Source organism: Paenibacillus sp. FSL R5-0928, assembly GCF_037970385.1.
Classification (GTDB): Bacteria; Bacillota; Bacilli; order Paenibacillales; family Paenibacillaceae; genus Paenibacillus_AQ; species Paenibacillus_AQ odorifer.
In genome coordinates, this window is the sequence record NZ_CP150225.1 from 5,874,176 (window position 1) to 5,898,750 (window position 24,575).

25 protein-coding genes are annotated in these 24,575 nt (G+C 42.9%); 6 read left to right on the top strand and 19 right to left on the bottom strand.

The features are described from left to right. Window positions 1-338 precede the first annotated feature (338 nt). The 12 genes from MKZ16_RS26515 to MKZ16_RS26570 all read right to left on the bottom strand — a co-directional run bounded on the left by MKZ16_RS26515 (window position 339) and on the right by MKZ16_RS26570 (window position 10,997). Complete coding sequence (locus MKZ16_RS26515; protein ID WP_081383954.1) at window positions 339-1,091, bottom strand: ABC transporter permease; 753 nt, start codon at window positions 1,089-1,091, stop codon at window positions 339-341. Further along, window positions 1,085-1,861, bottom strand: a complete 777-nt coding sequence (locus MKZ16_RS26520; protein ID WP_076103674.1) for an ABC transporter ATP-binding protein — start codon at window positions 1,859-1,861, stop codon at window positions 1,085-1,087. The genes MKZ16_RS26515 and MKZ16_RS26520 overlap by 7 nt, the downstream gene beginning before the upstream one ends. Continuing rightward, window positions 1,842-2,834, bottom strand: a complete 993-nt coding sequence (locus MKZ16_RS26525) for an ABC transporter substrate-binding protein (RefSeq protein WP_094902111.1) — start codon at window positions 2,832-2,834, stop codon at window positions 1,842-1,844. The genes MKZ16_RS26520 and MKZ16_RS26525 overlap by 20 nt, the downstream gene beginning before the upstream one ends. Before the next feature lie 236 nt (window positions 2,835-3,070). Then, window positions 3,071-3,544 (bottom strand): YhcH/YjgK/YiaL family protein, encoded by a 474-nt coding sequence (locus tag MKZ16_RS26530; protein WP_076103676.1) that lies wholly within the window; start codon window positions 3,542-3,544, stop codon window positions 3,071-3,073. Window positions 3,545-3,574: 30 nt separating this feature from the next. Next, entirely contained in the window at window positions 3,575-4,429 is an 855-nt protein-coding gene (locus MKZ16_RS26535) for a MurR/RpiR family transcriptional regulator (protein ID WP_051491079.1), read from the bottom strand. A gap of 23 nt (window positions 4,430-4,452) precedes the next feature. After that, the gene (locus MKZ16_RS26540; protein WP_076103677.1) at window positions 4,453-5,331 is read right to left on the bottom strand and encodes an ROK family protein; all 879 of its coding nucleotides are present in this window, start codon (window positions 5,329-5,331) and stop codon (window positions 4,453-4,455) included. Window positions 5,332-5,354: 23 nt separating this feature from the next. After that, window positions 5,355-6,044 (bottom strand): N-acetylmannosamine-6-phosphate 2-epimerase, encoded by a 690-nt coding sequence (locus MKZ16_RS26545; RefSeq protein ID WP_036679646.1) that lies wholly within the window; start codon window positions 6,042-6,044, stop codon window positions 5,355-5,357. A 24-nt stretch (window positions 6,045-6,068) separates the two neighbouring features. Beyond that, window positions 6,069-6,911: a carbohydrate ABC transporter permease gene (locus MKZ16_RS26550; RefSeq protein ID WP_080742596.1), complete on the bottom strand. Its 843-nt coding sequence runs from the start codon at window positions 6,909-6,911 to the stop codon at window positions 6,069-6,071. A 13-nt stretch (window positions 6,912-6,924) separates the two neighbouring features. Further along, window positions 6,925-7,800 carry a sugar ABC transporter permease gene (locus MKZ16_RS26555; protein ID WP_036679648.1) on the bottom strand — a complete coding sequence of 292 codons (876 nt, stop codon included), beginning with the start codon at window positions 7,798-7,800 and terminating at the stop codon, window positions 6,925-6,927. Between the two features lie 84 nt (window positions 7,801-7,884). Then, window positions 7,885-9,291 carry an extracellular solute-binding protein gene (locus MKZ16_RS26560; RefSeq protein WP_076103679.1) on the bottom strand — a complete coding sequence of 469 codons (1,407 nt, stop codon included), beginning with the start codon at window positions 9,289-9,291 and terminating at the stop codon, window positions 7,885-7,887. A 148-nt stretch (window positions 9,292-9,439) separates the two neighbouring features. Beyond that, a complete protein-coding gene (locus MKZ16_RS26565) occupies window positions 9,440-10,117 on the bottom strand; it encodes an SGNH/GDSL hydrolase family protein (RefSeq protein WP_218918660.1) in 678 nt (225 codons plus the stop codon). Beyond that, window positions 10,086-10,997: a dihydrodipicolinate synthase family protein gene (locus tag MKZ16_RS26570; protein ID WP_038573110.1), complete on the bottom strand. Its 912-nt coding sequence runs from the start codon at window positions 10,995-10,997 to the stop codon at window positions 10,086-10,088. The genes MKZ16_RS26565 and MKZ16_RS26570 overlap by 32 nt, the downstream gene beginning before the upstream one ends. Before the next feature lie 507 nt (window positions 10,998-11,504). On the opposite strand from MKZ16_RS26570, the gene MKZ16_RS26575 reads away from it, so the two are divergent. Beyond that, a complete protein-coding gene (locus MKZ16_RS26575) occupies window positions 11,505-11,690 on the top strand; it encodes a hypothetical protein (protein WP_036679656.1) in 186 nt (61 codons plus the stop codon). Window positions 11,691-11,891: 201 nt separating this feature from the next. On the opposite strand, the gene MKZ16_RS26580 is transcribed toward MKZ16_RS26575, so the two are convergent. Further along, window positions 11,892-12,821 carry an aminoglycoside phosphotransferase family protein gene (locus tag MKZ16_RS26580; protein ID WP_076103735.1) on the bottom strand — a complete coding sequence of 310 codons (930 nt, stop codon included), beginning with the start codon at window positions 12,819-12,821 and terminating at the stop codon, window positions 11,892-11,894. A gap of 248 nt (window positions 12,822-13,069) precedes the next feature. Between MKZ16_RS26580 and MKZ16_RS26585 the strand changes: the two genes are divergently transcribed. From MKZ16_RS26585 to MKZ16_RS26600, 4 genes are all read left to right on the top strand, one after another. Continuing rightward, entirely contained in the window at window positions 13,070-14,281 is a 1,212-nt protein-coding gene (locus tag MKZ16_RS26585; RefSeq protein WP_052097297.1) for a sugar efflux transporter, read from the top strand. 104 nt (window positions 14,282-14,385) lie between these two features. Then, window positions 14,386-14,934 carry a hypothetical protein gene (locus MKZ16_RS26590; RefSeq protein WP_076103681.1) on the top strand — a complete coding sequence of 183 codons (549 nt, stop codon included), beginning with the start codon at window positions 14,386-14,388 and terminating at the stop codon, window positions 14,932-14,934. A 328-nt stretch (window positions 14,935-15,262) separates the two neighbouring features. Then, the gene (locus MKZ16_RS26595) at window positions 15,263-15,796 is read left to right on the top strand and encodes a sigma-70 family RNA polymerase sigma factor (RefSeq protein ID WP_038573112.1); all 534 of its coding nucleotides are present in this window, start codon (window positions 15,263-15,265) and stop codon (window positions 15,794-15,796) included. Continuing rightward, a complete protein-coding gene (locus MKZ16_RS26600; RefSeq protein ID WP_038573113.1) occupies window positions 15,783-16,952 on the top strand; it encodes a DUF4179 domain-containing protein in 1,170 nt (389 codons plus the stop codon). Before MKZ16_RS26595 ends, MKZ16_RS26600 begins: the two co-directional genes overlap by 14 nt. A 122-nt stretch (window positions 16,953-17,074) precedes the next feature. Here the strand turns inward: MKZ16_RS26600 and MKZ16_RS26605 are convergent, their stop codons facing one another. Continuing rightward, on the bottom strand, window positions 17,075-17,251 hold the full coding sequence (locus MKZ16_RS26605; protein WP_218641681.1) for a hypothetical protein: 177 nt from the start codon (window positions 17,249-17,251) through the stop codon (window positions 17,075-17,077). Here MKZ16_RS26605 and MKZ16_RS26610 point away from each other — a divergent pair, their 5' ends adjacent. Then, window positions 17,252-18,091, top strand: a complete 840-nt coding sequence (locus MKZ16_RS26610) for a hypothetical protein (RefSeq protein WP_339814946.1) — start codon at window positions 17,252-17,254, stop codon at window positions 18,089-18,091. A gap of 173 nt (window positions 18,092-18,264) precedes the next feature. Here MKZ16_RS26610 and MKZ16_RS26615 read toward each other — a convergent pair whose 3' ends face one another. The 5 genes from MKZ16_RS26615 to MKZ16_RS26635 all read right to left on the bottom strand — a co-directional run bounded on the left by MKZ16_RS26615 (window position 18,265) and on the right by MKZ16_RS26635 (window position 24,575). After that, on the bottom strand, window positions 18,265-18,729 hold the full coding sequence (locus MKZ16_RS26615; RefSeq protein WP_076103684.1) for a phage tail protein: 465 nt from the start codon (window positions 18,727-18,729) through the stop codon (window positions 18,265-18,267). 92 nt (window positions 18,730-18,821) lie between these two features. Next, the gene (locus MKZ16_RS26620) at window positions 18,822-19,721 is read right to left on the bottom strand and encodes a hypothetical protein (RefSeq protein ID WP_076103686.1); all 900 of its coding nucleotides are present in this window, start codon (window positions 19,719-19,721) and stop codon (window positions 18,822-18,824) included. Window positions 19,722-20,618: 897 nt separating this feature from the next. After that, on the bottom strand, window positions 20,619-21,035 hold the full coding sequence (locus MKZ16_RS26625; protein ID WP_081393316.1) for a hypothetical protein: 417 nt from the start codon (window positions 21,033-21,035) through the stop codon (window positions 20,619-20,621). 22 nt (window positions 21,036-21,057) lie between these two features. Then, window positions 21,058-22,797: an ABC transporter ATP-binding protein gene (locus tag MKZ16_RS26630; RefSeq protein ID WP_076103687.1), complete on the bottom strand. Its 1,740-nt coding sequence runs from the start codon at window positions 22,795-22,797 to the stop codon at window positions 21,058-21,060. Then, window positions 22,794-24,575, bottom strand: coding sequence for an ABC transporter ATP-binding protein (locus MKZ16_RS26635; RefSeq protein WP_076103738.1), 1,782 nt, complete (start codon window positions 24,573-24,575; stop codon window positions 22,794-22,796). The genes MKZ16_RS26630 and MKZ16_RS26635 overlap by 4 nt, the downstream gene beginning before the upstream one ends.

Below are 24,575 nucleotides of genomic sequence, written 5' to 3' on the forward strand. Positions count from 1 at the left end.
AAATCTGGTTGTAAATAAATTAAACTAAACCTTTTTATACTTTTATGAATATAATTTCCAATAGATATGCAAGAAATTAAGAGATTTATTAGTTTTTTTAAAATAAATTCCCTCTTTTCATCTCACCATCTTTATATTCCTCTAAAATAAACGGGGGTTTACAGCTATAAGTAAGTTTATTTTTCATTTTTTCCTCCATTTATTTTACTGTTTTATTTTTCCATTCAAATAATAATGAAATTAAAATTAATTTTATTCTCACCAAAAAATCATATAAAAAAAGCTCCCCTTTGCCTAAACTCGGGCAAAGGAAAGCTATAGTTATATCTCAACTAAATTTAATTCCGCCACTTCATAAACTTGTAATCAAGAAAATCAACAAGCAAGAAGAGAATAAAACCGACCAAACTGAACAACATAATTCCCGCATACATCTCCGGATAATCTAATCTTAACCACGCATCCATGATGAAAAAGCCCATGCCGTGCTCTGTTCCATAAATCTCCGTAAAAAACAGTACAGATATCGCTGTCCCTAGCGAAATACGAATCGTACTCAGAATCACTGACAATGCACCCGGCAGTGTCACATGCCAGAACTTCTGCACAGCGCTGGCACCTATACTAGTTAAGACATCATAGGTATTGTCCGGAATAGCCTTAACCCCATCCCTTACAGAGATGATGATCTGAAACAATAGAATCAGCATGATCATTAGGATTTTGGACGTTTCCCCAAGCCCGAAGAACAGCATCACTACTGGAAGCAGGGCAATTTTGGGAACCGGATAGGTCAAGTAAACCACAGGGTCCAGCAGTTTGTTCCAGGTCAACGAACGTCCCATTAGAAGACCTATGAGCAGTCCAATAATTAACGCCAGCACCACACCCGCAAAAATTCTGAACAAGCTATACCCCACATTTATAGCAATATCCTGCGCCCCTAACTGAAACATCGCTTTATATACAGCAAAGGGACTTGGCAAAATCGAATGATTCATAAGTAAAAATGCGATATACCAGACTACATTCATACAGACAAATACAAATAGAAGCCTTACTAGATGATGAAGTCGACGTTTGTTTACCATATCTCCTGCATCACCTTTCTAATCCGCTTAGTCTGCTCAAAGAAATCTACACTGTCCCGCTTATCCTCATGCTTCATATGAAACACCAACTGATTATCAATAATCTCAGGTGTAGTTTCTTTGTTGGAAGGCATGACAATAATCTTTTGCCCCAGCAGAATCGCTTCTTCCACATCATGAGTGACAAATAACGTAGTCGTAGGGTTAGCCAGCCAGTTATCTAAAAAGAGGACCTGCAGCGTTTCCCTTGTTATCGCATCGAGTGCAGAGAATGGCTCGTCCAGCAACAGAATAGTAGGCAAAATGGCAAAAGCTCTGGCAATCGCCACTCTTTGCTGCTGGCCTCCACTAAGGGATAAGGGATAACGTTCTGCTAAATCAGAGATCCCCATCGACGAAATCCACTGCTTAATCTGCGTCTCCCGTTCTTGCTTGGATGAACTTGCCGTATGCGTAATCTTCATCGCTATCTGAATATTATCATGTACAGTCTTCCAAGGAAGAAGCCCGTAGTTCTGCGGCACCAGCCCGATTAACGTTTCTTTCTCATGCACAGATTTCTCATTAAAAAGAATGTGTCCCTGATAGCTAGGCAGCAAGCCCGCAATCGCCCGTAATAAAGTTGATTTCCCGCTGCCGGAGGGTCCGATAATGGTGTAAATCCCGTGCTCCGGCAAAGTTAAATCTACCTGACCCAAGGCCAATTGTCCGCTCTTATATTCTACTTTCAGATCCTTTATAACGAGTCCTTTATTTCTTGAATTGGACATCAGAAATCACATCTTCGGCCGAGATATTTTTGCTGAGCAAACCTTTTTCCCGTGCCCAAGCAAATGCGGCCTCTACTTCCTTCACATCCACTTGATAAGCTGGTACATAATCTGGTACCTTGATTTCATCTTTTAATGTTTCCGGATATCCTACTTCTTTGATTACAAGATCGATATATTCGGATTGCTCATGGGATTTCATATAAGCTACTGCTTCATCATATGCAGCATACATACTGCGGATAGCCTCTGCTTTGGCATCAATTGCAGTTTGCGGGAAAGCTAAAACGAACGGATTTACTCCCGCAGTTAGCGTTGAGCTCAGTACACGCAACCCTGAGGTTTTGCCCATAGTTACAAAAGGTTCCGGCAAAATAGCCGCATCCGCCTTATTATTCTTAAGCAATTCTAAACGGGTCGGAATCTGTGGAACCTCTGTGACTGTAATATCATCTTCGGTCAGGCCCGCTTGTTTCAGCATCATTGCCACTGTATATTGTGTGGAGGTATTTTTGGACAAAATCACGGTTTTACCCTTCAAATCCTTCACATCCTGGATGGATTCATTTCCAGTCAGCAAATCAAACTCTCCAAAAGTTGTACTGGCGATCTTCACATCCAGTCCAGCCTCATTGTAAATGGAGATCGCAACCAGGTCAGCGCTTAGACCATCCAGCTTGCCTGCTTGAAAAGCTACATCCCGATCTTTGGCGCTTTTAAATGTTTGGATATCCAGCTCCACACCGTGGTTTTTATCGAAACCTTGTTCATGTGCGATGATAAAAGGAATAGCATCAATCGAGGGCAATAAACCTAGCGACAAGGAGGTAACTTCTTTTGCAGCCTCTGGAGCAGCTCCCTCTGACGATTCTGTATTTGTATTATTTTTCGAACCACAGCCGACTGCAAGTGCAGCGATGACAACAACCATCATAGATAACAACAACATTCTCTTTAGACCTTTATTCTTCATTTAACTCTCCTGCCTCCATTATTCTTTCTATAGTGTAATTCTCTGTAATATTCTTTGCTCACTCATAAATGTGCATGCAAAAAAATCCTTAAGCTCTACAAAAAAAGCTTTAGGCATGTTAAGTTTACCACCAATCTTTATATTTTGTATATTTATAAATTTAGATATAAGTAAATAGAAGCGACGCAAAAAAAGCTGACAGCGGAATGGTTCCGCTACCAGCCTCAATCTCAATGTTATGGAGTTAGTAGATTTGTGTGGATTTTAATGACAGCTTTTTTAATCTGCTGCCCCGGTTGACCCATACCCGGTCTGTGAACATCATGAGGGAAAAAGACCGCGAACATGCCAGGCTTCAAAGATAACAATATTTCATCTGCTGATGGGGGATAAAGCGCATATTCTCCTTGGGCATCGTAAGGCTTAATGGGTTCGATCCCTTCTTGCAGGGTTGCCCAGCCAATCGTTTCTTCACCTTCGATCAGATAATGCACATCAATATAGGCCTCATGCTTCTCTGCGACTTGTTCCTCCAGCGATTTTGCCTCAAGAGCCATAATCGAAGCATACATTTCGTTCCCGCGAATTTCGATTCGTCCAAGATCAGGATCATGTTGTAAGATTACTTTCAATTCCTCGATAGCCTCAACAATGACAGGATTCTCATACTTGATATGCTCTTCCCAAGATGACAAAGAACCTAAGATCATAGCTTTCCATTCCCCTCACATCTTAATGTACTAAACCAGTTTCTCACTGACTGCTGAAGCTGTTGTTTCTTTATTAATTATGGATTGCTCACTAGTCTTCTTGAAATATTCTACATATAAAATATCAAGCAGATAGAGCTGCGATATCTTTGCAGATAATGAACCCCCTTGCAGCGGTCCTTCATTAGCACCACATAGCAGGGTCAGATCGGAGTACGAGGTTAGCGGTGACTTTTCAAACCTAGTAATGGATATTACTTTGGCTCCTCTTTCCTTTGCTTTTCTCGCAACCTCAATGCTATCCTTGGTCGAGCCGGAATAAGAAATCACAACAGCGACATCCCGGTTAGACATCAGTGCTGCCGACATCATCTGCAGATGTGAATCCATTAAACATTCCGTTTTGTTCGTAATGCGCATAAATTTAATTTTGGCTTCCATAGCTGTGACTAGAGAAGAGCCCACACCGAAAAATAATACACGTTCTGCATTAATCAAATACTCAATAGCCTCACTGATCTTCTGTATATCAATTAAATTATAGGTCTCGTTGAGTGCACTTACATTCGTGGTCAGCACTTTAGAAGCAACAGCTTCAATCGTATCATCCATCAGAATTTGATCGGTAAGCTGCGGGATCTCATTCTCCACAGTGATGCTATGTGCCAATGCGATCTTGAACTCTTGATACCCTTTATAACTTAAAGATTTGCAAAATCGAAATATACTTGATTCCCCAACATCACATGCATCTGCAAGATCAGTAATCGACATGTAGACTACACTTCTCGTGTTCTCCAGTACATAGTCCGCTACCTTCTTCTCCGTATTCGTCAAATTATTGTATTTAGAATGAATTGAAGAAAAAATACTGATTGTCCGCAAAAAAGCCCCTCCTTTTCAATAAATTAATGTACGAATAAGGAGGAAGCTCCCAGCAGACCTGCCTTATTCCCTAATGAGGCTTTAACAATTCTCACTCCCGCAAAGCTTTCCATAAGCAAAGACTTCGTTCGTTCTTCTACCCTTCGAACCAAATCTTCTTGTTCCATTACGCCGCCACCAATAATAATCGCGGATGGATTGAAGATATGAGTGATAGAAGCTAAACCAACAGCCACTTCAGTAATCCATAGATCTAAAATACGTTCAAGCTGCTCATTTCCGCTCTGTATTTTATCAAATAAGGCTTTTCCATCCGTGCATTCGGGATCTGCCAGCTGAGCCATCTTCACTAAAGCTGTAGTTGAAGCGTATTTCTCATAATATGGCAGTCCTTCTACTCCGGATGTGGCCGACAATGGGTGAGTAAAGATATGGCCAAATTCAGCCGCTACCCCATTAGCCCCTTTATAGATTTGGCGATTAATGACGATTGCACCGCCAATGCCTGTGCCAAAGGTTAGACATAAGAAATTGTTAAAGCTCTGAGCAGCCCCAAAATAAGCCTCGCCTAATGCTGCTGAATTCACATCGTTCTCTACCATAACAGGTTTATGAAAATGATGGGTGACAATATCCTTAATTTTCATTCCAGTATATCTAGGTATATTTTCGTTAGCATAGACAATAAATCCTTCTTCTGCATTAACTTGGCCCGCGGTGCTTATGGCAATGGCATCAAAATGATCGTATTCTGCAATCTTTTCCAGCATTCTTGAGATTACATGAGGTCCCCCCAAGTAGCTTTCTGTTGCATACTCCTTGAAGTCATGTACATTCCCCTGTTTATCGCATATACACATCTTGGTATTGGTACCGCCAATATCTACGGCTACAATCCTCATTTCCATCTACCCTCTCTGGCGTTCTACTGAATAGCGTTCACAAACCGTTTCGTAATCTCCATCGGTCTCGTGATCGCAGAGCCAACCACTGCTGAATACACACCTAAATCAAACATGGTCTTTAATTCTTCAGGAGTGGAAACCCCACCTTCAGCTATAACGGGAACAGAGAAGTTGTTGACGATTTGTTGAACCAATTCAAAATCTGGCAAGTTGCGCCCTTTAGTAGCCTCTGTATAACCGCTCAAGGTAGTTCCAATCAGATCAAATCCCAGCTCAACAGCCTTCGCAGCTTCCGCAAATGTAGAACAATCCGCCATAAACAGTTGATCTTTGTAAGTCTCTTTTAAAAGTGGAAAAAGTTCAGAAATGGTAGATCCATCCGGGCGAATACGGTCTGTAGCATCCATAGCAATGATATCTACCCCTTCGCGGTACAGCTCATCGACTTCCTTTTGAGTGGGTGTAATAAAGACTTCAGAGCCTTCATACACCTTTTTGATTATCCCAATGATCGGCAGATTCACTTGCTTTTTGATTTCTTGAATATCCGCTACGCTGTTTGCCCGAATTCCAGAAGCCCCGCCTAAGTAAGCAGCATAAGCCATTCTCCCCATAATAAACGGGCTATGCAGCGGTTCTTCTGGTAAGGCTTGACTGGAGACGACTAATTTATGTTTTATTTTTTTAAGTACATTATTTTCAGTATTCATCAGTAACCCACTCCACATTTTTATTTATTCTTTAACTGCTCCTGCCGTAATCCCATTGGTGAAGAACCGTTGGAATAACATGAACACTAGCAACATCGGAATTGCAGCGATGGTAGCTCCGGCCATTTTATAAGCGAAATTAGGATTCAAATCCTGCATTAAGGTCGCAGTACCAACCATTAATGTTTTCATTTTGTTCTCTTGGCCTATAACCAGCTGCCACAAGTAATCATTCCAGACTTGCACGAAATTCAGAATAAATAAGGCTCCAATACCAGGTTTGACAATAGGCAGCATGATGCGTGTGAAGATTCTCCATTCATTTGCACCATCTATTCTCCCGGCTTCTCTTAAGGCATTAGGAGTTAAATCGAAGAATCCCTTTAATAGGAACACTCCAAATGCACCCGCCACGTTCGGCCAAATCATACCGTTATAACTATTTACCATTCCAAATTGTTGGGTGATCCGGAATAAGGGTACAATCATAATTTCTTTAGGAATCATCAAGCTTGATATAAAGATAATGAAGATTATATTTTTACCTTTAAAATTAATCTTTGAGAATGCATAGGCGGCCATAGAGCCTACAACAATAACCAAAATAGTAGAAACACCTGATACATAAATACTATTAAACGTCCATCTTAAAGCCGGCTGGTTCTGAAATACATCCACATAGTTGGAGAATGTAATCGATTTGGGCCACCAGTCTGGAGGCATTTTCACAACATCCGAGCTGTTCTTGAGTGAACTTGTGAATAACCAATATAGTGGAAAAAGATTAAGGAGTGCGAAGAGGATAATGATCACATTCGATATCACATCAAACTTCTCTCTCTTTTTCTTGTTTTTAATCTTCGACATGTTGTATTCCCCCTCACTTCACCTTAATCATGCTTCGTAGCTGTGGCACAGACAATATCAATGTAATCACGAACATGATAACCCCTACCGCAGAAGCTACGCCGAGTTGGTTATATTTAAAGGCATTATTATAAAGGTAGTACATCAGTGTTACGGAGGAATTGTTCGGTCCGCCACCGGTCAGTAACTGAATGACTACAAAGATTTTTAATACGGCAATAATATTGATAATCGTAATATAAGTTGTTGTAGGTCCTACCGAAGGAATCAGGATCTTTGATATCACTTGCCATCTGCTAGCACCGTCGATTTCGGCTGCTTCAAAAAGCTCTTTCGAGACACCAATCATCGCAGCTATATACAGAATAATTGCCTGGCCCACGTTAGTTGCGAAGGTTACAAATATCACGACTGGCAGAACCGTCTTTGGATTTCCCAGCAGATTAATCGTCCCTAGCCCCATATCTTTATATAGATAAGAGATAAGTCCGTTAGCCGGATTCAGCAAAAAGCTCCAGACCATACTCATAACCACCATGGACACCATTACCGGGATATAATAACTTCCTCTAATAAAGGAAACGTACTTAGCATTTTTATCAAATACCGCAGAGGCTACGAACAATGCAAACCCCACTGTAAGTAGAACGATAAATATTACGAACACAACGGTGTTGATGGTAGCCTTAAAAAATACCGGATCATTAAACAATGTGGTGTAATTGGCAAAACCCACAAATTTCTCACTGTCATAATTAATCTGGTATAGACTCAGCCGCATCCCTTCTAAGATCGGATAGACAAGAAAGGCTAAGAATACTATCATCTGAGGTAAAATAAACAGATAACCTGTAATATTCTCTTTTAGGTAATTACTACGTAGTTTCATATCGTTTACCTTTCTAATTAACAGCCCCAGAGTCTCTTCAGACCCTAAAGGCTATCAATCGTGTATTGTTTATCTGGTCTTAGATTATTGGAAAATTACAGAGCCAGCTTTATTGGTCTCAATCACCTTGTTGCCACTTGCCTGATAATCTTGCGCAAACTGTTCCGGTGTCTTAGCTCCCATGTAAAGTGCTTGTAGCTCTGGATATAAGACCTCTCTTAATTGGCTGTATCCTGGAACGTTGCCTGTGAAGTTGAACAAATATTTAGAGTTGGCATCGTAAGCTGCAAACAGTGGATTCTCCGCTTTAAGTGCTTCGGCTACAGAACTTCTTACAGGAATACCATTCTTAGAGGATTTAACTAACTCAGGATCGCTTGAGAAGAACTTCACGAAATCTTTAGCTACTTCAGTCTTCTTAGCATCTTTGGACTTGAATACACTAGCGCCTACTACATAAGTAAAGGATAGAGGATCGCCGCTTTCCGACGGAATATTAGCAAGTCTCATATCAAATTTCGCTGCCGTACCATCCGCCATATTAGCTTTCGTACCATTAAACAGAATCGGATTAGTGAAACTGATCGCTAATTGCTGATTTTGGAACATAGCATTGGCATCATTTGAAGAAACAGATTCTGCTCCTGGATTTGTATATCCGCCGTCATATAGGTTTTTCAGCCAAGTTGCAGCTTTAACTCCGTTCTCATCGTTCAGGACAATGTTGCCTTGATCATCAAAGAACTTATTGCCGAACATTCTCATATAGGCAAGGTTCCATGTATCGCCCTGATTATTTACAGCGAATAATGCCATTGGATATGCATTCGAATACTTATCCTTCGGCAGATTGTTTTTCAGACCCTCAAGAATTTGTTGATATTCATCCAAGTTCCAAGTTTTGATTTCGGATTCTTCACCCACAAACTTTTCTAAGCCTGCTGCTTTAAACATGTCCGCGTTGTAAACCAAGGTGCCTGGGTTGTGCTGGAATGGATAGAAATAAATATCTTCTCCGAACGTTACAGCGTCCCAGTAGTTTTGAGCAATATCGCTCTTCGCGTCTTCATCAATGATGTCGGTCAAAGGAACCAATGCTCCACGGTGAACGTAATCCCCCATCGGGAATACACTCTCAAAGAACACATCTGGAGGTGTTCCTCCGCTTAAGTTAACGTTTAGCAATTGATCGCGCTGATCTCCAGCAATGACCTCTATTTGAATATCCGCATCATATTTATCATATTGTGCTTTGAATTTCTCAGCGGCGTGCTTTAGGAAGCTATCATAGTCCGCGCCTGCCTCCGTGGCATCCACAACACCCTTCCACTGTGGAGTCAGCCATACTCTGATCCCCACTTTTTCCTTCCCAGATGCAGAAGAATTATCGGATGTATTAGAGCTCGCAGCATTGTTACCTGAGCAACCTGAAATTAAAGAAATAATCACCATTAGCACAACCATTGTCGAGAGTAAACGTTTTTTCTTCATTTATAAACCTCCCTAAAAGTTTTGTGAGCATTATCTTCTGTGAATCGCTTCGTACAAAACTCGCTTCGAAAGCATACGCTTAAAGTTTTGTGAGCATTTTCTTCTCTGAATCACTTCGTACGAAACTCGCTTCGAAAGTATAGAACCCTTAATTTAAAATCCGTTTGGCATGGTATTGCACTAAATCGGCCATGCTGCGATGTCCTTGCGGATCAAGATGCATATAATCAATTTCATTCATCGATACATGATCTCTGGAGTCTATAAAGTGGATGCCAGTTTCCGTTAGTAAAGCTGCAAGATGCTCAGCGAGCTCCATAGACTTCTCACTACATCCGCTACCCATTGGTTTGCCAATAGGGGTATGAATATACTCTGCTCCAATCGGAGGGGGCGCGATTACTAGAACCTCTGGAGCCTTCCCCTCGGGTCCTGCACCGCTATCTTTAGCTTTAAGAGCCAACCTAACAATACCTTGTGCGATGTTATAAGAAGTTAGTCCAAACCTTTCTTTTGTATCATTGGTCCCAAGCATGATCACAACCAAGTCTAATGGCGAATGTGACATCAGGCAGGGATAGATATAGGAGATTCCAGAAAGTCCTTCAAATAGAGGGTCCTCACTGACACTTGTTCTGCCGGGAAGCCCTTCTTCGATCATTCGGTAGGCGTCACCCAATTCTGTATGAAGAATTCCCGTCCAACGAATATCATCCTTAAATCTGCGGTCTGTCTCTGCGTCGTAGCCCCAAGTATTAGAATCGCCAAAGCATACGATGGATTTCTTCATTATCTTAACCGCAATATCTTTCAATAGCTTGATCAATCAATTTCATAATGTCTGCGATCGGACCAGCATCCTCAGCGGCTACTGCCTCAAGCGGTGCTCTTACGCTGCCAATGTTTACGCCTCTTAATTTTAGAATCTCTTTTATTCCGGCATACATGGCACCTTTGAGCGAACAAAGGGCGATGATAATATCGTTGATATCGCTTTGAATTTGTCCAGCTTCTTCGAACTTACCAGCCTTAACAAATTCATTTGCTTGCAGGAACAGCTCAGGCATAACCGCATAGGTTCCACCGATTCCCGCATCCGCTCCCATGATTCTTCCCGCAACATACTGTTCATCCGGTCCATTAAATACCACTACATCTTTTCCACCCACTCTTTTGAATCTTTCAATATCCATAGTCGGCATGGAGGAGTTCTTCACACCAATCACCTTTTTGTTCGCAAGCAGCTTCTCAAATAGGGACGGAGTCAGTGTATATCCAGTAGTCTGAGGAATGTTGTATATGATGAAGCTTAGAGGGGTTGCCTCCATAATCTCGCTCCAATATTTATAGACTGCACTATCAGGTAACTTGAAATATATAGGCGGGATTGCGGATAATGCATCGTATCCTAAGGTTGCAGCATGTTTCGCTAACTCAATGCTATCTCTAGTGGAAGGGGCACCCACGTGGGCAATCAGTGTCATTTTACCTTTCAGGTTACTAGCTACGTAGCTTAGTACCGCTTTGCGTTCGTCGAGACTCTGGTAAATACATTCTCCTGAGCTGCCTCCCACATATACACCTTGAACTCCTTTTTCAAATAAGTAATCACATAAAGCATGCGTCCGGGATTCCGAAATATTTCCTTGATCGTCATAGCAGGCATAAAAGGCAGGTATAATTCCGTGGAACTTTGTGAGTGTCATTGTTAATCCCCCTTAAGTTGTGAGCGGTTTCTTTTCTACATAAACAAAATATCATTATATTTTGGTTTTGTAAATTATTTTCTCTATTTTTAGAAAAATAAAATTTATTTCCACCAATCTTATTTATGATTAGCACAATAATGGTTTTCAGTGCACCTCGCAGCTAATAATCATTTATTTTTCCATATTCATTAGAAAATAATCCTGTAAATATTCCACCCTAAATTTATTTCTTCAGGTTAGTATTTGTTGGATATACGGATGTAAAAAAAATTAAAAAAGTGGTACTAATGAGTATCCTTTCAGCTCCACTAAAAATGTCTCCTACAGGGAGACACTTCTCTCCAGATGAAGCACAAAACCTAAATAACACACAATGTTCACTGAATAATCTGTGTTTTTCAGACGGACACACCTTTTAAAAAATGGAGTTTAGGATTATAATGAAAGCGTAAACAAAGAACTACAAAATCTATTTTGTTTCTTCGCCAAAGGAGGCTGGAGGAAATGCTAGCAGGACTTAAGGAACTTAAAAATTGGGTGACAGAAAACTGGAATCCAACATTGAATACAGGTAATGAGGACTACCGGAAAATGGAGTACTCCGTGGAGCGTCATCTGCACACTCCGCAATCTCCGAAACCACTTAGCTATGAAGAAGAGGCTCGCATCAAGACCGTTAAATTTCATTAACTAACCCTTTCAGATAAAGATTGATTCATAACGAAGACATCAGACCGCCAGATCCGGAAGCAATTCCAGTGGATGCGGTCTTTTATTATGCCTTGTAGTTGTATAACGAAAAAACCTCCCCCACCCTAAAGGGTGAAGAAGGCTAATAGGTTACTTTCGAGGACATGGCAGTAGGTTATCAATCCAAACGCCTTGTTTAGTTCATCCTTCGATAAACCTCAGCGCGCGTTCCGATTGATAATCAGCTAGGCCTTGGGCGAATTGTTGGTCAGGAAATCCTCTATGCAGCAGCTTTAATCCACCTGAAGTTAAGGAGACATGATGGTGGAATTGATAAAATAACAGCCTATCATGATCCAGAGCATCGCTCTTTAAGTACCGATAGAAATCCCCAAATCTCATCTGTAAAAAACTATGTTCATGCTCAATGTCATAGTACATTGCCCCTTCAATATCTATCAGAAAGGGCTCCAGTTTATCATTAACCATAACATGGTCAGGTCCCAGTTCCCCGTGAATAAACCCATATTGCTGTCTGGGTTGAATTTTTGATTCAAGCTCGTACAACTTATCGAGCAGTTTGCTTTGATTAGACCTGATCTTCTCAATATGTTGGGAGGCATAGGCTAGCTGCACTTTCGCATTTTCCATTTGTAATAAATGACATTCGCTCATGCTGCTCTCGTTAGCATTTGCTTTCCCAAAAACATGCCTCTCGTTGGTATGCATAGCAGTAAGCATTTCCCCCACACGCTGAAAAACTTTATCTTGAACACGTGAATCGGGATGATGAAAATAGGTTTCTGCCATTCTTCCATCTATATATTCAACCAGAGCATAATCGAAAGAGTAACGATCTCTTGCCTTATTCAGATCATAAAGAGCAGGGGTCTGAATTCCATGTTGTCTTAAGTACCTGTTATTTAATTCGAATAAATGACTTCCATAGGATTGTTCATTTATATCTTCATTTGCTTTTTCTTCTTTAAAATAATTCATCGAAAGATCCCACACATACAAAACGCAGGAAAATCCATTACTGCACTCAATCTTGTAGACCACCTTTTGTGCACCGCCATGCATACGCGAAACACGAGCAACGAAATAGCTGCTGCCAAAAACCCTACTAATATAATCCTGTAAGTCAGCCTTATCGAGATGACAAGTAACGTCCATTAACAACACTCCATTTATTAGGTTTTGCCGGCTTCACAATAGTAAATAAAATCCAGCCGAAAGTATAGACTTATTCTTTCCGATCAATTATGATGTTGAATAAGGTCTTGAAAAAAACAAGCATACAAAAAGCCGTTGGAATCAATTTCAACGGCTTTTTTTTATGAAATATCTAAACAAATATAGAGGAGTACTTTCACAACATGTTCAAACGACTAACTGCACTATTTTCGATTCCCTCTTATGGCTTACTCTTTTTATGCATGTTACTGCAGGGGATGGGGATTTCACTCAGCGCACCCTTTTTATCCATTTATTTTACGGAACAGCTTGGAGTATCTGTCGGGCTGTTTGGTGTTTTTCTGGCCACCACGTTAATTGCCGGAATATGGATCAGTACACTAATCGGGAGACGCTCTGACCTTGGCTTAAATCGAAGAAACATTTACCTTGTCTCCACGCTCTGTAATGCCCTTGCTTATAGCGGATACTTGCTCATTGGGGATTTTACGATCTTATTCATTTACATGATTGTGTTCACCGCACTCGGTGCACCAGGGATGCCTCAATTGTTCGCCATAGCTAGAGAAGCAGTGAATAAGAGCGATTTTACGGATACTGCGTTTGCAAATTCTACCTTGCGTTCTGCTTTCTCTCTCGGCTTTATTACAGGTCCTTTAATCGGTACTCTGCTAATCGCTGCTGTTGGATTTAAGGGGATCTTCTCGGGCACCATCGGGGTATTCCTGCTTGTTGCCTTACTTATTTCACTATTCCTGAAATCAAATACAGAAGTGAAAAGCAGTACTGCAGAAGTAAAAGTAAAAAGTTTCCGGTTGGGTCAGAACCGTAATGTCCTGCTTCCTTTTCTGATTATGATACTCATGTATGTAGCCCACTGGACGAGTAGCATCAATACTGCCCTCTTTATTACCAACAATCTAGGGGGAACAACAAGCGATGTCGGTTTAGTCAGCAGTATTTGTGCTGCGCTGGAAATTCCATTTATGATCATGCTGGGACTGCTCAGTGCGAAATACAGTAACCGAATCCTGATGATGTGTGGAGCCATTTTCGGAGGAGCTTATTATCTCGTTGTTATTACTTCAGGCGCGATGTGGCAGATGCTTGCAGCCCAAATTTTGCTTGCCTTTTTTGTTGCTGTTATTTCAGCCATTGGCATTAGCTACATTCAGGATCTGCTTCCAAACATGCCTGGGTATGCATCCACGCTCTACTCTAACTCATCCACGATTGGCAGACTGATTGGCAGTCTTGTTGGCGGGTTATTAGCTAGTGTTGTTGGGTACCGGTATTCATTTGTGCTCTGTTTCATACTCGTCATTATTTCTACAATCATGCTTGCGGTAAGCGGACGTTACTCTGTAGATGATCCACAAAAACTAGCGATTTAATCTAGCGGTTTAATCCGCTTTTTCGGGCTTCATTCAGCCCTTGAAACTTCTCCATATCTTCTCGCGACTAACTAACATATCCTCAAAAAAAAGGTAGGGGTTAGATGTTAAAAACTATTGCAAGAATGGTCATGTTGATGTCTTTAATCTTTCTGGCAGCATGTGCAGGGGACGTTAAACCAATCGAGGAGCCGAGCACAGGAGCAAATACGCCAACCCAAAGTCCAGTGATTAATACGCAGAAGCCGCAAAACACAGAACCCCAGCAGCCAAATGAAACCAGCTTTAAAGCAGAATTGTCGATAAATCTGAAATCATATTCAGATCAATTGACAGAGAATGATCTCCCCGCACTTGAAGTGCTGGAAAAAAACCTAACCGCTTTGGTTGAGCATGACCACACACTTTATCAATCCGGGTTCGTAAACAAAAAACTAGCAGAGGCTATGGAGCCTTATTATAACGAACAATATCAGTACAAATTCACAGACATTGAAAGCATCGATTCCATGTTACCCAACGAACATCAGGTGAATATAACGGTAATCGGACAACGCTTGGATATGGCCGCAGAGACCGTTGAAAATGTAAAAATGCTATACGCTATTCGGCCAAACGATCAAGGGAAATGGGTCATTTATATCATTGATTGATTGACTGACTGACTGACTAGCTTATGAAAAATCGTCGTCCGATTCCTGACAGGGAATTTGAACGGCGATTTTTTTGTGAAAAAAACCAATTTCTCACCTTGCTAGCTCAGTTACACATTAATCGTTCGGAAGAGCACCGTGAAATGCCTTCCCATTATGCGAAGGATACCCTGCTACTAGCTACAGACAGCAAAAGTAATCTTCATCCTTTGTGAGATGAGGAGAATAGAATCATGTTTGTGGTAACCTTCTAGCTACCTACCCGATCTAATATTTAAGTAACGTTACGAACATCCTAAGACTTCTAGTCAAGAAAGCAGGTAAATCTTTGCATATAGATCCTATTGTCGTCAAAGCCAAAGCTGGGGACCCTGAAGCATTCGTGAAGTTGATGCAGGAGATAGAGTTACCTTTATACAGAACTGCAAGGTCCATCGTCAACAAAGAAGAAGATTGTGCAGATGCCCTGCAGGAGACGATGCTAAAAGCCTTTAAGAACATCCATACACTCAGAGAGCCCGCATTTTTCAAAACGTGGATCTTCCGGATTCTGATTAATGAATGCAATAAAATGCTCAAAAACAACGCAAGAACCCTCCCATATGGAGAACTTCCCGAAGTCCCTTCCACTTCCAAGGATTATGAGAAAATCGAATTATGGGATGCCGTTCAACATCTTGAGGAGAACCTCCGGATTGTCATTCACCTTCATTACCTACAGGACATGCCGATCAATCAAATTTCCGACATTCTCGAAATTTCTACGGTAGCCGTGAAGACCCGGCTGCATCGCGCCCGCAAAAAGCTAAAGCATTCATCTCAATTCAATCAAGAAATGAGGTTGCGACATGGTAAACACTAAGTTAGAAAAACAATTAAAGAACTGCCAAAGCTTACTTCCCGATCAGTTATCGGATATTGCCCGCTCCAAGCTGAATGAGACTTACCAAATCATCAGGGAGACCGATAATTCTATTTCCCCCATTCAGAGAAAGATAGATGTATCAAGAACTTTTAATAAATGGTGGGTTTCCACTGCAGCCGCTGCAATCCTGGGAGTTACACTCCTTGCTTCCGGCTTTGTATCGCCCGCAATAGCTGATGCACTCAAGCAAATTCCGGTTCTGGGACAAATCTATTCATTATGGGGCGAAAAAAACTTAGATCCCGGTGTTCAACAAGCCGAGGATTTCATCACAAACGTAAACCAAAGCGTGACCCATGGCGATGTGACGATGAATATCCCAACATTGTTATTTGACGGAACCCGAATTCTTATGAACCTAACCACTCCTGGAAACCGTCTGGCTTCGGAGCCCAATTCGCCGCCTTCCGATGCCAATAAAGGGGCGGTGGATAAGTTTGAGGTTCTCTATAAAGGCCAACCTCTGCTCTGGAGTTACGAACACATGGATGGTGAGACTGCTTCCAGCATAATGGTTCAGGTTTTGAACACTTATTATGAGCCGAGCACAACAACACAGACTGTCCAGTTCCCTGATCAGTTTGACTTGACTGTAAATATAACGTTAAAGGGTTACGATGTCCCGTTCGAATTCGTTCTGCCTGTTACCACATCAACGCCTGTTACCGCCCTAACTTCAGAGGAGACCAAGCATCACGATAACATTAACTTGCAGATCAGTAAGGTAGAAATCACCCCAATCACAACGCAGGTATCCATTGAGTACAAAACCAAACCGGGCCAGAGCGTAGAAGAAATGCTCGCTTCTATCCCTTCGAAATATAAGGGTGCTAACGGGGGCGTCATCGCTCTTCAATTTGACATTGTGGATGAACGTGGCGTTCAACTGAAGCCTGTCGGTGCTCACCCCGTAAGCGAATCTTATAATGTTCATTTTGAACCCTTCAAGACTATACCGAGTACCGTAACCATCAAACCGTACTTAGTCGTTTCCGAAGGTCAAGCCCCAGCTGGGACTAAAGGACTGTGGGAAGACAACAATATGGTCAAGGAATATATCCCTGAGCTGGAGACTGTACTTTCGGTCCAATAGTTCATTTGTAAAAGGGACCTTATTTTCTAGGATGAAAAGGGTATGCAAAACTACAAAAGACGAAGCCATAATAGGCTTCGTCTTTTATTTAGATGACTTCAGGTAGGTTCAATCCAATAAGGTTATTTTGATGAAGCCAGCTTCGATAATTTGTCGGCAATATCTTCAGCTTGTAACAAGGAGGAGTATGAATCTGCTGCAAAATATTTTTCCATATCAATCTCAATAATTCGATTGTTTTTGACCGCATCCAACATCTTCCATGTTTTGTCAAATGATAGGTGGCTTGTCGAACACATTTGAATGGATCAAATCTGATGCCCCCGGAGAGTCTCCAACCAAGTCGATATAGCCAAGCCACCTCAGCTCTTATCTGCGGGATTTATCCCGTACATTCCAGCATCTCAACCACCTCAACTCATTTGTACGGGATTTATACCGTACATTCCAGCATACTAGCTACTCCAGCTCTTTTCTACGGGATTTATCCCGTACATTTCACTATTCCAGCCACCTCAGCTCTTTTCTACGGGATTTATACCGTACATTCCAGCATACTAGCTACTCCAGCTCTTTTCTACGGGATTTATACCGTACATTTCACCGTCCCAGCCACTTCAGCTCTTTTCTACGGGATTTATACCGTACATTCCACTATTCCAGCCACCTCAGCTCTTTTCTACGGGATTTATACCGTACATTCCAGCATCTCAGCTACCTCAGCTCTTTTCTACGGGATTTATACCGTACATTTCACCGTTCCAGCTACCTCAGCTCTTTTCTACGGGATTTATACCGTACATTCCAGCATCTCAACCACCTCAACTCATTTGTACGGGATTTATACCGTACATTCTACCGTTCCAGCCACCTCAGCTCTTTTCTACGGGATTTATACCGTACATTCCAGCATCTCAGCCACCTCAGCTCTTTTCTACGGGATTTATACCGTACATTCCAGCATCTCAGCCACCTCAACTCATTTCTACGGGATTTATCCCGTACATTCCAGCATCTCAGCCACCTCAACTCATTTCTACGGGATTTATCCCGTACATTTCACTATTCCAGCTACCTCAGCTCTTATCTGCGGGATTTATACCGTACATTCCAGCATCTCAGCTACTCATGCAAAATAATTGTGAAGTAGGCACGCTACTCCAGTTTTCGTTGCTCTATATAATAAATTCGGCCTCTTGAATGGGAGTCCATTCCCATAGATAACCTACGCAAATTATCTATACCGAAAAGATTTAGGGCCATCCTTTTATAGGATGGCCCTCTCATTGATTAAGTTGCAATTTTGCTTACCTTAATACTCTCCTTTAATTACAAAAAACGAACCCCGAATTGTTCCAGCTAGCTTGGACTTCTGCCTAGCAAACTTAAACTTCTCTTCTAGCTCCTTTGGGATTTCCATCCCCTCAGAAAGCTTAAAACCAACGGCCCGCTTCTTAGGGTCATCAACCGTATACATAACGTTGACCGCAAGGCCATCCTCATAAAAGACATAGGCATATTTAATATTTTCCACTTGAAAACGCGACGTTTCTAAAGGATTGGCCGCAAACTCAATATCACGTTCTTCTTTTAAAATTCGGTTCACATAATCAAGGGTCTCCTGGCTTTCGCTGGCTTGTACAACCGTAAATTCATGCTTGTATTTGTTCATAAAGTAACGGGCCTCATTAGCACGCAGACCAGCAAGCGCATCTACTACAGGAGAAGACTCTAAACCAACCGTAGACACATTTTTAAAATCAACGATATAGGACATTTCCATCTCTCCTTTTCTCTCATTATTCCCAAAAAAACTTATCGTTACTTAGGATACAGTTCGCGTGCTGTCTGTAACGGCAAGTTTCTGTGTTAACTGCTGTGCTCTTTTTCTATTAAAGTGACCATCTCACGCTTCCACTTTTCTCGCTCCTGTGGCGGTATCGGCTCCCCTTTGTCATACAGAAATCTAATCATATAGAACCCATCCTTCGTAAGCAGGCTGGTAACAAGTTCATGCTCTAATACATTATTGTTCATCAACTGCGTCTCCACTACAGAGCTATTATCAGTCTGATGCAATACTTGAGCGGTCAATAAGGTCTCTTGAGAGATATAATCCGCTGTATGCTTCTCTACAGAAGATGCCTCTATCTTATCAAAATAATTAATCGTGAACGTATGCGAAGGTTCGTACCGATGGCATTCTCCTAGCGGATAATATCCGATAAATTGACTGTTACTGTAGATATGGAAGGTTGCAGGTACATAGCTATTAAGCTGAAAATACGGGATGAATCGCGCAATGCCTGAATTGATCTCTTCTCCAGGAGGAATGACCGCATCCACACCACTAAGGAAATCACCCTTCTTATCTACAAAAATCGTGCTATAAGGGCTGTACCTCGTAATCCAAATTGAACCATTCTCCTTCACAGCCTCAACGTAATAACTGATAATTTGATTTCTTTTTTCCTCACGTTCATCGGCGGGGTTGATACAGGTATGAATATGCTTCCGAGTGTATGTAAAGACTGCTTTAGTAGCATCCATTGACAGCAATTCAAATTCGAGAATTTCAGATTTTATATTATAGATTTGAAATGTCATCATTAATTGAAAGTGATTTAAAAAGGACATTCCCCTCTTATCTGGATGAAATCTTTTGCTCAAACCTTCTTCATCCTTATCCATATAAGCCTGCTCCAAGCCTTCAACCAGGGCCTGCAGTTCCTCTTTTGTGATGCCTTTATTTCTCTTAAAGAAAAACATGTCTTCTCTCCCCTCATCATCAGTCTACTTCCAATTACTTACTCCTATTTATTATACGGGCACACCTGTGTACTTTTCTAGTTATGTATAAATTCCCCTTTGGTAGTACCTAAAGGAAGATATCATGTTAAACATTAGGTCAACTAGATAGATGATCGCAAAATATTATGAAAAAACCATTCCTGACAAAGGAATGGTTTCTTTGAGTAGGTATACCTTACAGTCATCCCTACATTTTAAAATGTTCACGAACTAACCTAAATTGTTCTTCTACGCTCATGTTTGGTGTTCTTTCTATAGTTTTGATGTCCACCTGTCCACCTTAGTGCAAGCGTTCTTTATTTCATTGGAGAACTTAATCATAGATTTATTACTGTGTTTCTCAATCTCCGTATCGGATGTATAAAAACATATCATTCTCTCTTCCGGGATAAAAGGTAATATAAATTCAGGCATTATTCCCAAATCTATTAGGATTGGTTGGTCATCAGGTAAACTTCAGCAAGTCAATAATAAAGAATTCCATCATCTCTTCGACCACTTGAAATACCCATTGGCAGTGTTCATCTACAGGTTTATTAAATCACTTATTCCAATCTAAACTAGGATTAGGGAATTGAAAGGAAGGATATTCCATAGGACTAGAGAATGGTCTATATTTTAAGAGATCATCCTCTAATGTTTGAAAACCTAATTCCTCTACAAACTTCTTGGTCATAGTATATAATTATTATTTATCTTTATCCAACACACCCCATTTATATTTCAAAAAGCTTACTCTGACACGTTGGTTGTGAGGGGTTGGCGGATTCTTATCTTTCTAGACAAAAAAAGCCTTCCCCACCTAAAAGGGTGAAGAAAGCTTAAATGTGTATCCCCAAAATATGGGCAGCTATATTAGGTTTTCGTACCCGAGGGTGTCTTAGCCAACTGCTCCTCCAGCCACCTTATCGCCTCAGCCTCTCCGGAGAAAGCACCTCCGGGGCAGCCGTAGGTTCTTTTAGTGGACAACGCTGTAACTGGCTTGTAGACAGCAAGCAACTTAGCATTCTGCATTACGACCGCGATGCCTGAACAATATTGGGCGATTTCCCGCTTGTTCATCTTGCACCAGTTCATATACAGCTGTGTGACCGCACGCTCTGGACGTGTGTTTTTCTCTGCGGAATGCACCATCAGCAGGCCGAAGGCAGATCGGCGCGCGAGCAGCTCTTCCCAATAAGCGATATATTCTTCTACTGTCTCCTGATCAAACGCCTCCCCCAAACTAAGGCTTATGATCGGCCAAGCGGATTCATCCTTTGTTATAGCCATACGTATCCCTCCTGAGCATTGCCTAAGATGTGATGCGGAATCCGACGGATTGCTGTTGCAGCTTCCAGAGCCGGTCGTACAGTCCGCCGCGCAACAGCAGGGCTTCATGTCGTCCCTGCTCGACCAGCCGACCGTCTTCCAGTACGATAATGTTGTCCGCACCGCGTATAGTTTTCAGCCGGTGGGCGATAACAATGACGGTTCTGCCCGTAATCAACGCATCAATTCCTTTCTGGATTTCGGCCTCATTCTGCGGGTCAAGCGATGCAGTAGCTTCATCCAACAGCACAATTGGAGCGTTCTTGAGAATCGCACGGGCAATGGAGATCCGCTGCTTCTCCCCTCCGGAGAGCGTGCTTCCGCCTTCGCCTACCGGCGTATCATAACCAAGCGGTAATTTCATGATGAAACCATGGCAGTGAGCCATTTCCGCTGCCTGCTGAATATCCCGCTGCGACGCCCCCGGCCGCCCAAAAGCAATGTTGTTCCCGATTGTATCTTGGAACAGGTACACATCCTGAAACACCACCGATACGGATCCTAGCAGATGTTCTGGATCAATATCCTTGATGTTGCGTCCACCTAGCAGAACGCTCCCTTCTTCAGGATCATAGAAACGTGAGATCAGACGCAGCACTGTACTCTTGCCGCTGCCTGACGGACCCACAATCGCAGTCAGTGAACCTTGCGGCATTTCCAGACTTAAATTTTTGAGAACAGGCTCCCCTCCATAGCTGAAGGTAACATTATCAAACCGAATGGTACTGCTCTTAGGAAGAGGACTCGTATTTCCTGTCATTACCGGCTGGCGCAGCAGGTCTACTATACGTTCACCCGCTTGTTCGTTGTAGCGGAATTCGGCATAATTGGCTAGCGCCGTGGTCAATGGATCATAGATTCGTGTGCCGACAATAAGGAATACTGCCAACTGCAAAATACCGAGCTCCCCGCCTAATAATAGATGAACACCTACGTATATCATTAAGGTCAGCCCCGCACGGAGAAGAGCCATAGCGGTTAGAATAACCGGACCGAACATCCCTTCCAGCTTCACACTTTCCTTCATCAAAGTTTTAAAAGAGTTATCCAAACGGACAAATCGTTCTCCCGTCAGGTTATAGGCTTTCATCACCCGTATGCCGTTCAAGTATTCTTGCAATCGGTTCGCAGCGTTCAGCTTGGCCTTCATATGATCCGCTCCGAGTCTCCGCCGCAGCTTGCCCGATAGATACATGATCAGAAGAGCAACCGGCAGCGCTACGAACATGGAAATCGCCATCCGCCAGTCCAGAAACAGTAAACCAGCAAGTGCAAATATCGGCAGTACAAAAGCCCCCGCAAGCTGTGGCAGCAGATGTGAAATGCCCGTCTCAACGAGCGTGAAATCGCCCATCATCATATTGGCTAAATCACCTGGGTCCCGGCGAGTCAGGTAACCCAGCGGAAGCTTCCGCAGATGTTCTGCTAATTCCGCACGTCCCTGTGCAGCAACATTGTATGCCCCGCGGTAAGCGGTGCGATAGGCGGGAATCTCACTCAGGAACATCAGCACCATGACGGCGACAAGCCCTGCGCAGATCCACCAAAGGCGTTCTGTCTGAAGTTCTGCGCCCACAGTAATATAAGGAGCAAAAATCAACCGCACCGCCTCAATTACAAGCGCGAACGGAAGCACACTAACTAGATTAGCCAGCAAGGAAAAAAGTACAGGCTTCAGCAACTGCTGCGGTTTGCCGGCAGTAATATTATGCAATACCTTCATAGCTGATCCCCTCCTTTTTCCATATGCCAATCTCCGGCGTCACTGTAGGCATGCCACATTTTGGCGTAAAGCCCGTCCGCCTCAATCAAACCTGCGTGCTCTCCACGTTCCACGATTTCTCCATCCCTCAGCACCAGAATTTGTGCAGCTTCACGTATAGAGGAGAGTCGGTGAGCAATGACAATAACCGTCTTGCCGCGCATAAGCTCCGTAAGTGCTAACTGCATATGAAACTCATTTTCCGGGTCGGCAAAAGCAGTCGCTTCGTCGAGCACGAGCACTGGTGCATTTTTGAGAATAGCCCGAGCTACCGCAATGCGCTGCTCCTCACCACCCGAGAGATAGACACCGCCTTCACCAATTAAAGTATCGTATCCCTGCGGCAGCCGAGTAATGAACTCGTCGCATTGTGCCGCTCTGGCTGCAGCCTGGACTTCCTCCAGAGTCGCTCCCGGTTTGCCGACAGCAATATTCTCATACAAAGTGTCATAGAACAGGAAGGTTTCCTGAAATACAAAAGCAACTGTATTCATTAATTCATGGATTGCCATATGGCGAATATCGACTCCACCGATACGGATCGCACCCACTTGCGGGTCCCAGAACCGCGGCACCAGGCTGGCCACCGTCGATTTTCCCGAACCTGACGGCCCTACCAGCGCTGTAACCTTCCCTTGTTCCGCACGGAATGAGACTTCGCTGAGCGCCGCTGCAGTCCCTGCATCTTCACTGTAGGAGAAGGTTACATCCACAAATTCAACGTCAAAAGTATGCGGGGATAGCGGTTCTGCTATTTCTGGTACAGGCTGCTGTGCCAAGAGACGGTCCATCCGCTCCACGCCTTCGCCAATATCCCGAGTGCTTGAAGCCAGCAGAAGTAGCTTGTAGAGCGGAGATGAAACGCCGGGCGCCATAATTAGAAAGAACAGCAGCACAAGCGCAAAAGACATGGAATCCGGTCGGCCGCTTAGCATGAAGATGCCCACCGGCAAAATAAAGGTAAACGGTGACGCCAGCAATGTTTTGAATAAGATATAACCTGTTTGATAACGGTCCGTATACTCCAGACAATAATCGCGGTAGCTGGTCATATCACTGTAGAACTTTCTGAAAGAATGCACCGTCTGCCCGAACACCTTAACCGCCGGCATCCCCCGTACATACTGCACCGCCGAAGTATTGATCTGCTCCAACGAATCATGATACTGCTTCACACTGGCCTTGCCTCTGCTGCTCATCATAAGCGCTGACTGCACACCTAATCCTATAATTATCGGCAGCAGGCAAGCTACCGCCAACGGCGGACTAAGCCAAAACATCGCCACGATCATCAGCACCGTAGAAGCCAGCACGCTGACTAAATCGGGAAGCTGATGCGCTACGAAATTTTCCACCTTGTCGACATTCTGCTCTAGCGTTTTCTTGACCACGCCAGTTGATGTCCCATTCAGGAAACCGAGCGGCAATCTGCCCAAATGCTCGGTCATTCGCACACGCAAATTATATTGAATTCGAAAAGCCGCAATATGCGAGCACATAATACCACAATACGAAGTCACCAGCCCTCCGATTAACCCTCCAAGTGCAATCCACCCCCAGCGGATCATATACGCACCGTCGACCTGTCCAGGCGATGAAGCATGGCGCAGCAGCTCTGCCAAAATGAAATAAACAGACAAAAACGGAATCAGCATTAATACAGCGCTGACAGATGACAATATTCCGGACAAGAGCAGCAAACCTCGCTTCTCTCCGGCGATCTCCAGCAGCCTTGGCAT